Source organism: Collimonas antrihumi (assembly GCF_018304965.1).
Taxonomy (GTDB): Bacteria; Pseudomonadota; Gammaproteobacteria; order Burkholderiales; family Burkholderiaceae_D; genus Collimonas; species Collimonas antrihumi.
The window spans coordinates 530,793-545,002 of record NZ_JAGQED010000001.1; the positions used below are offsets into that span (position 1 = coordinate 530,793).

Sequence of the window (14,210 nt, forward strand, 5' to 3'; positions counted from 1 at the left end):
TTATTTGTGACTTAACTGTTCTCTGGTCGGCAATCCTTCACTATCGCCGATTACCTGGATTGCCATTGCACCGATTCGATTGCCGCGCTCGACTGCCAAACGAGGCTCATGTCCATCCAGCAATGCGCTGATCACGCCGACCGCGAAACCGTCGCCGGCGCCGACGGTGTCGACCACGTTTGTCACCAGCGGCGCCGGGACGGTGGCTTCATGTTCTGCGGTGCGCAAATAGGCGCCTGCGCTACCCAGTTTGATGATGATGCCAAGCGCGCCACGCGCCAGGTAGAAATCGGCAATCTCGCGCGGTGTCGTCAAGCCGGTCAGGATCCGCCCTTCTTCCAGGCCCGGCAGCACCCAGTCGGCATACGACGCCAAGGCATTGAGCCGGTCCACCATCAGTTCACGTGAGCGCCATAGCGTCGGCCGCAAGTTGGGATCGAATGTAATGCTCTTGCCGGCTGCGCGCATTTCGGTAGCGATATGGAAAGCCAGCTCCAGCGACGATTCGGAAATCGCCGGCGCGACACCGGACAAATGCAGGTGGCGTGCGGACTTGAAATATTCTGGCCGGTAGTCTGCGATCGACAAGTGGCTGGCCGCAGAGCCTTTGCGGAAGTATTCGATTTCCGGATCGCTGCCATCGTCATTGCGCGATTTCAGCTGGAAGGCGGTGGGGTAGCGCTCGTCGATTGTTACGGCGTCGCTATTGATGCCTTCGTTCGCCAGAGTTTCCAGTACGAAGCGGCCAAACGAATCCTGGCCGACACGACTCATCCAACCAACTTGAAACCCCAGGCGCGCCAAGCCGGTTGCGACGTTGAGTTCGGCACCCGCGGCGCGTTTGATAAAATTTTTGGCCTTGGCAAGGTCGCCTGTTTCGGTGGCGACAAACATCGTCATGGCTTCGCCGTAAGTCACCACATCCAGCTTTTTCATTTCAGCCGGTTCGCTTGAGGGCAGTGCTGTTATTGGCATGCATTTACTCCTGCAACTGCTGCAATTGCCGCAATTGCGGCCGATGTTGGCTTGCACGCCGAACGCAAGCGTTCCACATGCGCTGCCTGTGCCTCTTCGCCTGCAGGCAGCGGATATTCAATTGCTCGCGGCACATGGCCGGGTAACTTTGACAGGCAGGCAAGCCAGTCGGCGCTTCCTTCGTCGGGCGCCACCGCAAAACGGCGCATGCCTTCGCCTCGCACTCCCTTGCAATGAATATAACGTACGTGTGGAGCAAGCACCGCGGCAGCTTCGATGGCATTCTCGCCGGCCCAACTCCAATTTCCCATATCGAAAGTCATGGCAACCGGGATGGCGGGCGCATACGCTTTGCATACGGAAAAAAAGCCGGCGAACTCGGCAATCCGGCTGCCGGTATCTTGCTGCCCATTTTCAAGCAGTAACGTAACTGGCGAGTCGGCCAAAGCTTGTTGCAGAAGTTGTACATCGACGCCGCCGGGGTAGTGATGCATCTGTAATTTGAGCGTTGCCGCTCCCAGAGTTTCTGCTTCAGCCAAGCGTGCAATCAAATCCGGCAGATTGAGATTGCCGTCTGGCAGGAACAAGGATTCCGGTGCGGAATACACAGCCTGCAATCCATGTGCAGCCAGTAGTGGTTTTAGGGCGGCAAGTTCCAGCGCGATTGCATCATCCGGTTGTAAGAATAACTCCCGGCGGATTTCGATGCCATTGGCGTTGGCGCCGGCCGCCAGGGGAATTAGCGCGGCATGGCCGTTTTTTTGTACAAAATCGACGCCGTAGGCTGAGGCCACGATGAAGATATCCATGGTAGAGGGCAAATCTGTCTCCTGAATACGACTAGTTTTTGATATTTTTATTATTGGAACCGGTTCCATAATAAATTAAAAAAAATGCCGGTAATTTATTAAATGATAGAAAGATTAAGGCAATGAAGGCAGAAATCTATGGAACCGGTTCCAAGTTAATCTAAAAAAAATGGGCAGTCAAGCCTAAGTTACACTTTTCAGCGCTGCCGTGGAGCCGCGTATCTCCAGTTCTCCGGGGAAGGCTAGAAAACGTGGCGGGGTGTTTGCGCCATCGATGCGTTGCACCAAAAACTCCAGCGCTGCCTGGCCGATATCGAACGTAGGCTGACGAATGCCGGTAATGCCGCTGCCGGCCAACACCGCCCAGTTGGGATCGTCAAAGCCCAATAAGCCGACATCATCCGGCCAGCGCGCGCCTAAGCCTTGCAAGCCGAGCGCGACATTCAGCAACATGCGGCCGTTGCCGGCAAGAATGGCGCTGCGCTTTTTACTATGCAACGCAGCCTGTAGCGCTAATTGCAATGCAGCGGCATCAGCTATGTCGACTTCTGAAGTGATTGCGGCGTATTGTTTTCCGGCTTTCCTCACCACTTGGTGGACCGCTTGTTCGCGTTCGCGGCGACTGCTGACCTGGCCAATCGGCTCGGTAAGAAAGTGAATTGCATGAAATCCCCGGGCAATCAGATGCTGGGTCGCCAGGGTTGCAGCCTGGGTATTGTCAAGTCCGACCATATCGCATTGCAAGCGATCGGCGCGGCGATCGATGATGACCATTGGCAGCCCAGTGTTGCTGATGGCAGCCAGATCTTCCTCAGGCAGACCGATTGGATTGACTACCAAGCCTTCCACGCGATAGTTGACCAGCAAACTCAGATAACGCTTTTCCAATTCAAGCTGGTTATCGGAATTGCAGACCATCAGCATGAAGCCTTGTTTTTGACAGGCAGCTTCGACGCCGCGCATGACTTCAACCGAATACGGGTTGCCGATGTCGGCGACTACCATGCCAACCATGCGTGTGCGGCCGCGTTTGAGTCCGCGCGCCATCTGATTGGGACGAAAGCCCAGCTTGCGGATGGCGTGCTGTATGCGCAGCCGGAGCGCATCGGAGAGACTGTCGAATTCGCCGTTCAGATAGCGGGATACGCTGGTTTTCCCTACCTTGGCTTCGCGCGCAACATCGTTGATTGTAGGCGTGCGGGTTGGATCGGTGTCGGGCATGGAGAGAACCAGGAAAATGTTAGGAATAGGGTAATGTTGCCCACGCATTATTCCATGCTTGTGTTTGCCGTGACCAGAACCTTTTATTACATTGTGCTGGATGAGTAACGCAAGTCAAGAGACATGCCGGCGCCGATGCCGCGCAATTTTACTTCGATTTTTTGGAGTGATAAATACATCGTCACGCATCGTCACATTTTGTCGCACATCGTCACGCCTCATCGACTAATTGATATCGCGCGATGCTCAGATGATGGCGCATCAGCGCAGCCGCCCATTCCCGGTTGTCGTTTTCCAGTGCCTGGATGATTTGCAAGTGCTCCTTGCATGAGTCGAGTTGGCGTGGAGCGTGGTGAACCGCGATATGTTCGCTCAGGCGCCGAAGCTGGTTCTGTTGCTGCACCGCCTGCAGCACGAAGCGATTGTTGGAGAAGCGCGCTAGCATTTCGTGAAAAGCGGCATTGAGGGAGAGAAACGCCAGGGTGGAATATTCGGCGGGTGTCTGCGATAGCAGTTTTTCGTGCGCCAGCCGGCTGTTCTGCAACTGGGCAGCATCGATCTTGAAGGCATTTTCCAACAATCCGCCGCATTCCACCATGATGCGAAACTTGTAGCTTTCGGTCATCAGCTCGGGCGAACCTATGGCCGGCGAAAAATTCCAGCCCTGGCCGCGGCGTTTCTCTATCAGGCCGTCTGCCGCCATGCGCACCAACGTTCCCCGTAACAAACTGCGCGGGACCGAATAGCGCGCCAGGAAATCTGTTTCCGTCATCGTGTCGGGCAGCAGATTATTAGTACGATCGTCGATCAGCCGCAAATACAAGGTATCGCTGCTAACGCCGTCTACCGCCATCTCCGCCGCTTTTCCCATGCGGGCATTGGTACTGACGAAATAGCCGCTGTTCACGTGGTATTCCAGCAACTCTTGTGCGGCCACCAGGCGCAATGCCGCTTTGACCGGAGTCCGCGAGACATCAAATTGATTTGCCAAGCCTTCTTCAGTCAAATGCGTTCCGGCAGGTAATTCACCGGTCGTTATCTGTTGGATCAGCCGATTCGCCAGGTCGAGTTGCAAGGGACTCGGACGGTTGGTTTTTTCTGTTTTTGTCATTCTCTTGCCACTGTCAGGTTTACATTTGATTGATGTTAAATGATTAATATCATTTGAGTAAACTATCGGGCAAATTTGGTCGGGATACTTAGCAGATAAGACAATTCTTAAAAAGTAGCATTCATTTGATTTTATCAAAAAGTTAATGCAGACTATTTTATAGTTATCTATTTGATAATTAGCATAAATGCAAAGCATTCACATGACGCGGGTAAAGCCGCGGTGAAGGATAGTGGTGCTCAAAAAAACATATGCGCACGGTGAGTAAACAACAAAGGAGGGACAAATAAATATGAAGCAAACAATAACCTTGGCGGCGATGGCTGCCACGCTGGCCGGCGGCGCTCATGCGCAGTCGGGCGTCACCGTTTTCGGCGTGATAGATACCGGAATCGAAGTAGTCGACAATGCGCCGGACGCCAATGGCAACGCCGCCAGCCTCGCCCACCTCAAATCCGGCAATCTATGGGGTTCGCGCTGGGGTCTGCGGGGCAGGGAGGATCTGGGTGGCGGCCTTGGCGCCATCTATCATCTGGAAGGCGGGTTCGCCTCCGATACCGGCGCTGCAGGCCAGGGCGGGCGCTTGTTCGGCCGTAGCGCTTATGCAGGCCTTGGCGGCCAATCCAATCGCGTGACTGTCGGGCGCCAGAATAATAGTTTATATGACGTGATGTATTTCCACGATCCCCTCGGCATGGCGACCTATTCCACGCTGACACATGATCCGGTGCTGGCCGGACGTGCCGATAACGCTATCAAGTACACGGGACAATTCAAGGAAGTGATGGTGACGGGCCTTTACAGCTTCGGTCATGACAGCACCGTGAAAGATGGCGGAGAAATAGCTGGCGCACCTAAAGTCGGGCGCGAGTTGAGCGGCGGGTTGAGATATACGCCTGGCGCGCTGAACTTTGGCCTGGCTTTCGATCAGCGCCACGGCACTTCGCATGCCTCTCAAAATGAAACTGAACAACGCATTGCAGCCGGCATCAGCTACAGCATGGGGGCGGTCAAGACCTACCTCGGTTATCGCTGGCTGAAATCCGATGCGGCTGACAGCTCCGGCGGTTCCAGCTTTTATTGGGGTGGCTTGAGCTATCAGGCAACGCCAGCATTTTCATTGACGGGAATGACTGCCTATACCGACACCAGGGGAAGCGATGCCGATCCACTTACTTTCGTGCTATTGGGGTCTTACGATCTGTCCAAGCGCAGCAGTTTGTATCTGCTGACTTCTTATGCACGCAATGCGGGGGAGTCGAATATGGGTGTCAACGGCATTAGCAACCAAATCGTGGCGGGCAACAACCAGACAGGGGTGATAGCGGGGATTCTTCACACATTCTAAACCTGCCAACCGCGCCGGACCGGAGCCAGCTACTATCTGGTTCCATCCGGCGTCGCCGCCTCATATTCCTTGATGGCTTCAACACTGATATGCAGCGTCACCGCATCGCTGACAAAGGGCACGTAGCGTGCAAGCTTGTAATCGCTGCGTAAAATCTTGGCGGAGCCGTTAGCGCCGCAAGCCTGTTTGCCGTAAGCGAGCATGAAGCGACAATTGAAATGGCTGATTTCCAGTGTTACCGGATGCGTGATGCCCTTGATAGTCAGGTCGCCGTCGACTTGCGTAAGCCGCTTTTCTTCAAAATGCAGGCTGGAGGATTTGAAACTGATCTTCGGGTAGTTGGCAGCGTCGAAAAAATCGCCGGAGCGCATTATCTGGTTGAAACTGTCGCTGCCGGTACTGACCGATGCCGCATCGATTTCGATGTCGATACTGCCGCTATGCGTGTCCTGGTCAATTTCAATCGAGCCGGTGGTGGTGTCAAAGCGGCTGCGTTGCTTCGATAAACCCCAATGGTTGTATTCGAAATACGAAAAAGTGTGCTCTGGATCAATCAGATAACGGTCGGCGGCGAAACATGCGCTGCTATCGAGCACCAGCAATAACAGTAAAGAGCGCAGCAGGGCGCTTTTTTTAGGCAACCGCTTCTGCAGGGCTGTTTTCTGGCTGTCGCTGGTTTGCATGATGGCCATGGTGACGTACCGCCTTCGATTTTCGGATCTCTACCAAGTCCTTAACGATACAGATAGTACATATATTCCGATGCGGAAGCATATAAAATAGTTCTTTCGCAGCAACGCACAAAATCCGTTGTCTGTATTCATCGTCTGTATCCGGGATTAATCGTAGCAACTCAAAACGGAGCGTCTTCCATCATGTACGAGCTGTATATCGCCAACAAAAATTATTCATCATGGTCTTTGCGGCCGTGGATCCTGATGCGTCAACTCGGGTTGACGTTTAACGAACACATTGTGCCTTTTACGGACGGTCCGCCAGGATCCAACTGGGATACGTTCCGCAGTTTTTCACCGACCGGCAAGGTGCCGGCGTTGATACACGACAGTACTTCGCTGTGGGATTCGCTTGGGATTGTCGAGTATCTGGCCGAACGCCATGACGGCGTCTGGCCGAACGACCCGCAAGCCAGGGCCTGGGCGCGCTGCGCTGCTGCCGAGATGCATTCCGGCTTTGGCGCCTTGCGGCAGCATTGCACCATGAATTGCGGCATCCGGGTGCGGCTTGAGCATGTGTCTGAAGCGCTCCAGGGCGACATTGCCCGGCTCGATGAATTGTGGAATGAAGGCCTGGCACGTTTTGGCGGACCTTTCCTGGGCGGGGCAAACTTCAGCGCCGTTGATGCGTTTTTTGCACCGGTGGCTTTCCGCGTACAAACCTACGGCCTCAAATTGAGCCCGGCGGCGCAAGCCTATGTGGCGCGATTGCTGGATTTGCCAGCCATGCGGGAGTGGCTGGCCGATGCGCTGGCGGAAACCTGGCGCGAACCTGGCCATGAAGCTGAAGCCATGGAGGCGGGTACACTGTTGGAAGATTTGCGTAGCGCGCCATCCCGTAGCGCGCCATCCAAGTGAAACGGAAGCGTGTAGCGTGCCATAATATCGGCCATGTTTATCAGAACTCATTTAACCAATATCCGTGAGTGCGAACGCGGCTATTTGGGAGGTAGTGCAAGGCGCGTCGGGCAGCCAAGGGTAGTTCCCTTGGCAAGCGGCGCAACGCAGCAATACGCCCAAATAGCCCGTTCCCGAAGGGTTCTTGCCAGGAGAGGCGCTGGCCGCGTTGTGCTCCTTGCCAATAGCATCGCTATTGGACGCGTCGCACGCCTTGCCAGCGCCTCTCCTGGCAAGAACGCATCTCACGGATATTGGTTAAATGAGTTCTAGTAACGATGACAAACTGCTCCGTATCACCGACTCACTCGCCATTGCGCTGAGTGAGGTTGAGATAAGCGCCGTCCGCGCCCAGGGCCCGGGCGGCCAGAACGTCAACAAAGTCTCGTCGGCGATACATCTGCGGTTTGACATCGGCGCATCGTCGCTATCGGATTTTTACAAGGAAAAGCTGCTGGCGTTGAACGACCAGCGCATTACCAAAGACGGGGTGTTGATCCTCAAGGCGCAACAATCACGCAGTCAGGAAAAGAACAAGGGCGAAGCCTTGCTGCGCTTGCAGGAATTATTGTTGAGCGTTACCGTGATTCCCAAGAAGCGGCGGCCAACGGCGCCTAGCCGGAGCGCAAAATTAAAGCGAGTCGATAGCAAGACCCGGCGCGGCAAAGACAAAGCCATGCGCGGCAAGGTCATTGTCTGAAACAGCCGGCGATCCGGATAGGTGTGTCCTACGCCAGGGTCACGCAGGGACCAGTCGCAAGCGCGTGATTTCCGACGGCGCGAACAAGCGTTTTGGCGGTCCCCAATAACCGGTACCGCGGCTGGTATACACCCATAAATTGCGCAAGCGACGCAGGCCGGCCGTATACGGTTGCTGCAATGGCACGAAAAAATTCCAGGGAAAGAATTGACCGCCGTGCGTATGGCCGGATAGCTGCAGGTCGAAACCGGCGTCGGCCGCGGCCGCGGCCGAGCGCGGTTGATGCGCGAGCAGCAGTTTCAACGCTACGTGCTGCGGACCGCCGGCCAGTGCTGCATGCGGATCGCTGCGCTGGGCTTCGTCAAAATGATGGGCGCTATAGTCGGTGACGCCGGCCACCAGCAGTGACGTACCTTGATGGTCGATGACTACGTGCTGATTCATGAGCACGGTTAATCCGAGTCTGCGCACTTCTGCTACCCATTCCGGCGCATTCGAATAATATTCGTGATTGCCGGTCACGAAATAAGCGCCGTGACGGGAACGCAGCTTGGCCAGTGGCGCAGTGTGTGCCGCCAGCTGCTGCACGCTGCCGTCGACCAGATCGCCGGTGACCGCGATCAAGTCGGGTTCAAGGGTGTTGACCTTGTTGACGATAGCATCCAGATAGTTGCGCTTGATGGTCGGGCCGACATGGATGTCGCTGATCTGCACGATGCTGTAGCCGTGCAGGGCAGCGGGCAAGCCGCTGATAGGAACATCGACGTTGACCACCGCAGCCAGGCGGCGTGCATTGAAAAAGCCTATGACGGTCGTCACGGCGGTCAGCAGCAACACCGCCACCGCGCTCCAGAATGCGAATTGATCTTGGTTCAGCGCGAACCAAGGCGACAGCCACAGGCACAACTCACGCAACAGAGTTGTCAGCAACAGCGATGAAAATACCCCCATGGCCAGCATGCCGGCCCAAGCCAGGCGATCAGACAGAGGCTGGCGCTGGACGACACGAGCCAGCAGGGCGGCAGGGATCAGCAAGAACGACAGCAGCAGCCAGCTGCCTAGCAGGATTGACAAGAATGGGATGACCGACAGCACCGGCATCAGGAGCCAACCGATAAGCGCATGCAATACGCCCAGCAAAAACAGAACAACCATGATGGCAAAGCGCGAGGGCATGAGGATACCTGTGAGGATAGTGAGTCAAGTAAATGAATGAAGCGCCATGAGCTGTCTTGTGGAGGCGCTTTTTACCCATATCAGGGCGCAGATGCCAGCTTCAATAGCCGCGCGCTCACATAAGACATGCAATGGCGTGTGGTGTATTGAGGAAACTACGGGCTTATTCAAATATAATCAGGTGGTTTTTATTTGACTCTCTTCCAACATCAGGTGCTTTCCCGCAAGTTATGGCTCTTCCGAAGCGAAATAATGTAATTTCCCGCCTGTTCCGCGGTTTGTGTCTTTACCTGGGGTGCCTGCTGTTGAGCCTGGCGCATGTGGGGCCGCTGTCTGCGTCGACCTTGGCCGCACCGGAAGCAGCTGTCGATGTCAAAAGCGCAAATTCGACCCGGCCGCGTATCGGCCTGGTGCTGTCCGGCGGCGGCGCGCGCGGCTACGCTCATCTGGGCGTATTGCAAGCGCTGGAAAAAATGCACATTCCTATCGATTATGTTGCGGCAACCAGCATGGGAGCGGTGGTCGGCGGTTTGTACGCGAGCGGGCTGTCGGTGGCGGAGTTGGACCGCATCCTGACCGAAACCAACTTGAGCGATATCGCCTTCGACCGCAATGACCGGGCGGATCTGCCGCAATCTCAGCGTGAGGACGATTTCCAATACCCGATCGGCTTGTCGGCCGGTTACGGTGATGGCAAGCTGAAACTGCCTTCCGGTCTGGTACAGGGCAATAATCTGCTGCTGCTATTGCAAAACTGGACTCCGCAATTGCCTGCAAATATTTCTTTTGACAAGTTGCCGACACCTTTCCGTGCAGTGGCAACCGATCTGGGCAGCGGCGCCGAGGTGATTCTGAGCCACGGCTCGCTGCCGCGCGCGATTCGCGCCAGCATGGCGGTGCCAGGGCTGTTCGCGCCGCTCAAGCTGGATGGCAGGACTTTGGTGGATGGCGGCCTGGTGCGCAACTTGCCGGTATCGCTGGCCCGCAGCATGGGCGCCGACATCATCATCGCGGTCAATATCGCAACCGATTTGGCGGACCCGTCCACCCTCGAATCGCCCACCGCGGTGGCGCAACAGATGGTGACGATCCTGATTCACCAAAACGTCAAGCAACAGATCGACTCGCTCAAGAAAGACGACATATTGATAGAGCCGGAGTTGGGCGACCTGTCATTTGCCGATTTCTCCCGCGGCAAGGACGGCGTCAAAGCTGGCTACGAGGCAGCGGAGCGCCAGCGCGCCAAACTCGCAGCGCTGGCGTTGCCGCCGCAGCAGTGGAAAGACTATCTGGCTGCGCGTAGCGGCGGCCCGGTGCTGGCGCAGGAAACCCACATTGATGCCATTGAAATCAAGAGCAACGGCCGGGTGCCGGCAGCGGTAGTGCGCCGCGCGCTGGACGTCAAGGAAGGCGACTTCTACAACCCGGTTGCACTGAATAAAGATGTGGCGCGCCTGGCGACCAACGGCGACTTCAAAAGCGTGACGCAGGAACTGGTGACGGAGAATGGCCGCAATGTGCTGAAGGTCGATGCAGACGATAAATCGTGGGGGCCGCACTTCCTGTTGTTCGGCCTGGGCGTGTCGAATAATTTCGATGGTCGCGGCGACTTCAATTTGCAAATCGGCCATCGCTTGCCGTGGATTACCGAAAGCGGCCTGGAATGGCGCAACGATGTGGTGCTGGGTAGTAATCAAGCGAGCTTGCATACCGAATTGCGGCAGCCGATCTGGGGCCAGGTCGGGTTATATGTGGCGCCCTACGCAGAATTCGGGCGTCGCCATTTTGACATCTACTCCGACGACAGCGCCACTTCGAACACGGTTCCGGTTACCGCCTATCGGCTCGATACCACCAAGGTCGGCGTTGATATGGGGATACCGATTGGCCGGCTCGGCGAGTTTCGAATGGGGGTCAACTATCAATGGCTGGTGGCCAAGCCTTCGTACAATATTCCCATCGGTGATCAGGGGGCGGATGGAATATTTCAGTCATTCCGCATAAAGCAACCGGCATTTCGTGCCCAGCTCACCATCGATCAACTCGATGACCCATTGTTCCCGCGCAAAGGTTATTATCTTTCCGCCATCAGCAACATCGGCTTTGGCGGCGCCGCCAACAGTTATAGCGACTATCAAGGCAAGGCGCTGTGGTCGGTCAGCCGCGGCAATAATACGCTTAACCTGGCGCTGGAAGCGGCAGGCACCTATGGCAATGAGTCAAATGATGTCAGCGGCAACGGCGGCCTTGGATTTACTCTGGGGGGGTTCCAGCACTTGTCTGCCTACGCGCCGGATCAGTTTACCGGCAACTATCTGCTGTATGGCCGCCTGACTTATCTCCGTGACATGCCGTGGCTGAATTTGCCCGGATTACGCAATACGGTGCTGGGCACCAGCCTGGAAGCCGGCGACGTCTGGCAGACCCGCACTGCCTTTGGCACCGGGCCATACAAGAAAAGCGCCAGCATGTTTTTAGGCGGGAGCAGCTTCCTTGGCCCTCTGTACTTCGGCCTGGCGCTTGCGCCGCGCGGGGTCTGGAACGTGTATTTGCAACTGGGCCGGGTATTTTAAAATGACCGGTGCGGATAGTGCGCTATAGGTGTCAAGTTATAAGTCTTAAGTCTTAAGGGCAGCTCGAATAATACTGTTGCGTCTCGGCGACCCCGTCTCGGCGACCCCAGCTCGGCGCCCCCGTCCTTCCCGCGAACGCGGGAATCTATTTTAAATCAGCAAACTGGATCCCCGCGTTCGCGGGGATGACGGAGTTTTTAGAGGTCGCCTTAAGCCTTGTCGGCACCGCGTACCCGTCGTGGAGGCACCGGCGGGTAGCCGAAAAATTCCAGCACGCTGTTGACCACTTGTTCCCGGTCATTGTCGACGCAAATCATGTGGTAACTGTTTTCCAGCATCACCACGCGTGCATCCGGCAATGTCGCTTGCAGGAATTCGGCCGATTTCAGGCTGGTCAGTTCATCTTCCCGCGCATGCACAATCAGGGTCGGGCAGGCAATCCTGTGGGCTTCGGCCAGCACTTTTTTGCGTAAACGGTCGACCTGGCGTATGCAAGCCAGCGGAACCCAGCGATAGTGAAAATTATCGCCGCGCGCGAATTTGGCCTTGACGATGGCGCGCACCGTGGCATTCTTGATGCCGAACGGTTCGTCTTCTTCAACCTTCATCCTGTTTGCCATGCCGGGAATCCAGTACACCAGATGCCGCAGCTGGCGATACCAGGGCGTGGACCAGCCATCGATAAAGACCGGCGGCGCCAAGGTCACCAATTTGCCTTTGTCTTTACTATGCTGCACGCGCTCGCATAATGCCAGCGCTAGCAACGAGCCCAGGCACATGCCCATCACATGGAAAGTGTCGTACTGCGGCGCCAGTTCACGGTAGCTGGCGGTGACGCTGTCCAGCCAGTCCTCGTAGCTTACCTCCACCAGATCCTCAGGCTGGCCGCCGTGGCCGGGCAGGGTAACCGCGTGGGTTTCCACGCCGGCACGCTGTAGCACTTTGTGCATCGAGCCGAGATCGAATTGGGTACCGCCCAGGCCGTGAATCAGCAAGGCGCCGGTACGAACACTCATGCCCGGCCCCGTTGCCGCACATCCTCCTTGAGATTGAAGCGCCAGGCGCCGGCGACCATGGCGACCGATTCGTCGGCGTCGAGCAACACGGCACTCATGTCGGTCATATGGCTTTCTTCGCCGGCTGGCAGCAGCAGGCGGAAACTCAGGTCAGGCCGGGCATCGTCGTCGGTTTCATCGAGCCAGCGGCTGCGCAACGGCAGCCGATCGTCTGGATGGACATGTGCCAAAACGTGGTCGAGATCGCTGAAAGCGGCGTTCGTTACGCCGAGCAATCCGTGCAGATCACCGCTCCAGCACAGTTTTTTGCTATGCGGGTCCATGTTGTAGACCAGTTGCCGGCTGGCGGTCAGGGCCAGTTCAGTATCGTTTTTCCACTGCGCGGCATCTTCATGCAGTTGTTCGCGGGTAGTCTTGAGAGCGCTGATCAACAGGCTGAGGAGGGCGGCGACAGCAAGATAGAGCTGGGCTTCCAGCAGTGAGTGTTTGGAATAGGTATCCGCAAAGGCGGCAAACGGCCCTTCGCCCTGGACCGTGTTCAACAAGGCGAAAAAAGCCAGCATGGCGACTGCCAGCGAGCCGCCCCGGCCGCCCCACAGCAGGGTGACAACTGCAACGAAAAACAGCGGTACATAAGTCAGCGCAAAATTGACGCCGGCAGAAAACTTGCTGATGTCATGGCCGTCGAAGATGATATATGCCGTCACTCCCAAGGCGACAAAAGCCGTCAGGCCGAGCAGGAAGTCGTGGCGATCCATGCCGCCCGAACGCATCGCGTGGAAGCGCGACCAGCCTGCCAGCACAGGCGTGACGATCAGGATGCCGACCAGGTCGGATGCAGCCCAGACGCGCGCTGTCGGCCAGAACGGCACTTGCTGCACCAGCAAGAACCAGGCTGCGCCGATGGCTGCGCTGATGGTGCTGCAGGCGATTCCCGCGATCAACAGGCCGCGCACGAAATGCAAGCCTTCCATTGGCAACCGGAGCATGCGCACCAGCGCCACTACGATCGCCGCGACGCCGATTTCGTCGAGGGCAAACAGTGCAATCCGTAGCAGATTGCGGTCTTCGATCCAGCCCAGGAGCAATTGCGCCAGCACGAAGCCGATAGCTACAGGCAGCCAGCGTTTGGTGGTGGTCAACATGAATGCCGCCACGGTAACGCCGGCCGGCAGCCAGATATAGCCGGTCGCCGCGATCGGGCCATTGAGCTGATGCGACATATAGCCGGTGGCCAGATAGAGCATGCCCCACAATAATGCAATGACGGATTGGTTGGTCAGTTTCACACTAAATATCCTTATGGCGTTGGCGCCTGTGCCATCGAAAAAAGCGGCGATTTTGGCGTCGCCCATTATATGGTGAATCTGGAAAGAATTTGGCTATCGGCAAGATTGACGGTTTTGGTGTCGGTGTTGACGGTGATCTGGCAAGCCGAGTGGATCCGATCCGAGCCGATAAAAGAGGCCGGGACGCGCTGCGTCTGGATTATTGCAATTTGCTGATATCATGCAGCGTGTTTAAACTGGATGCGCCAAACTGGCGAACCGTGATGCCCGATGCATTTTTTAACACTCGGTTTAACACTGGGTTTAACACTGGGTTTAACACTGGGTTTAACACTATTAATAAGGATGTTAATCCTGACAT

The 14,210-nt window shown here is 56.3% G+C and carries 12 protein-coding genes; 4 read left to right on the forward strand and 8 right to left on the reverse strand.

Annotated elements, in window-relative coordinates; all coding sequences use genetic code 11:
* From KHU29_RS02375 to KHU29_RS02390, 4 genes are all read right to left on the reverse strand, one after another.
* Complete coding sequence (locus KHU29_RS02375; RefSeq protein WP_425514437.1) at nt 1–975, reverse strand: sugar kinase; 975 nt, start codon at nt 973–975, stop codon at nt 1–3.
* A complete protein-coding gene (locus KHU29_RS02380; RefSeq protein ID WP_211451066.1) occupies nt 966–1,796 on the reverse strand; it encodes a sugar phosphate isomerase/epimerase family protein in 831 nt (276 codons plus the stop codon). The genes KHU29_RS02375 and KHU29_RS02380 overlap by 10 nt, the downstream gene beginning before the upstream one ends.
* A gap of 171 nt (nt 1,797–1,967) precedes the next feature.
* Nucleotides 1,968–3,005 (reverse strand): LacI family DNA-binding transcriptional regulator, encoded by a 1,038-nt coding sequence (locus KHU29_RS02385; protein ID WP_211451067.1) that lies wholly within the window; start codon nt 3,003–3,005, stop codon nt 1,968–1,970.
* Nucleotides 3,006–3,216: 211 nt separating this feature from the next.
* Nucleotides 3,217–4,116, reverse strand: coding sequence for a GntR family transcriptional regulator (locus KHU29_RS02390; protein ID WP_211451068.1), 900 nt, complete (start codon nt 4,114–4,116; stop codon nt 3,217–3,219).
* 292 nt (nt 4,117–4,408) lie between these two features.
* Here KHU29_RS02390 and KHU29_RS02395 point away from each other — a divergent pair, with 292 nt between their 5' ends.
* Nucleotides 4,409–5,464 carry a porin gene (locus tag KHU29_RS02395; protein WP_211451069.1) on the forward strand — a complete coding sequence of 352 codons (1,056 nt, stop codon included), beginning with the start codon at nt 4,409–4,411 and terminating at the stop codon, nt 5,462–5,464.
* A gap of 32 nt (nt 5,465–5,496) precedes the next feature.
* On the opposite strand, the gene KHU29_RS02400 is transcribed toward KHU29_RS02395, so the two are convergent.
* Entirely contained in the window at nt 5,497–6,156 is a 660-nt protein-coding gene (locus KHU29_RS02400; protein WP_246541358.1) for a YceI family protein, read from the reverse strand.
* Between the two features lie 183 nt (nt 6,157–6,339).
* On the opposite strand from KHU29_RS02400, the gene KHU29_RS02405 reads away from it, so the two are divergent.
* On the forward strand, nt 6,340–7,056 hold the full coding sequence (locus KHU29_RS02405; protein ID WP_211451070.1) for a glutathione S-transferase family protein: 717 nt from the start codon (nt 6,340–6,342) through the stop codon (nt 7,054–7,056).
* A gap of 301 nt (nt 7,057–7,357) precedes the next feature.
* Nucleotides 7,358–7,795 carry an alternative ribosome rescue aminoacyl-tRNA hydrolase ArfB gene (gene arfB, locus KHU29_RS02410; protein WP_211451071.1) on the forward strand — a complete coding sequence of 146 codons (438 nt, stop codon included), beginning with the start codon at nt 7,358–7,360 and terminating at the stop codon, nt 7,793–7,795.
* A gap of 39 nt (nt 7,796–7,834) precedes the next feature.
* On the opposite strand, the gene KHU29_RS02415 is transcribed toward arfB, so the two are convergent.
* Complete coding sequence (locus KHU29_RS02415) at nt 7,835–8,971, reverse strand: metallophosphoesterase (RefSeq protein ID WP_211451072.1); 1,137 nt, start codon at nt 8,969–8,971, stop codon at nt 7,835–7,837.
* A gap of 230 nt (nt 8,972–9,201) precedes the next feature.
* Here KHU29_RS02415 and KHU29_RS02420 point away from each other — a divergent pair, with 230 nt between their 5' ends.
* Entirely contained in the window at nt 9,202–11,544 is a 2,343-nt protein-coding gene (locus KHU29_RS02420) for a patatin-like phospholipase family protein (protein WP_211451073.1), read from the forward strand.
* A gap of 209 nt (nt 11,545–11,753) precedes the next feature.
* Here the strand turns inward: KHU29_RS02420 and KHU29_RS02425 are convergent, their stop codons facing one another.
* Nucleotides 11,754–12,560: an alpha/beta hydrolase gene (locus KHU29_RS02425; RefSeq protein WP_211451074.1), complete on the reverse strand. Its 807-nt coding sequence runs from the start codon at nt 12,558–12,560 to the stop codon at nt 11,754–11,756.
* Nucleotides 12,557–13,849 (reverse strand): MASE1 domain-containing protein, encoded by a 1,293-nt coding sequence (locus KHU29_RS02430; RefSeq protein WP_343216016.1) that lies wholly within the window; start codon nt 13,847–13,849, stop codon nt 12,557–12,559. Before KHU29_RS02430 ends, KHU29_RS02425 begins: the two co-directional genes overlap by 4 nt.
* Nucleotides 13,850–14,210 lie beyond the last annotated feature (361 nt).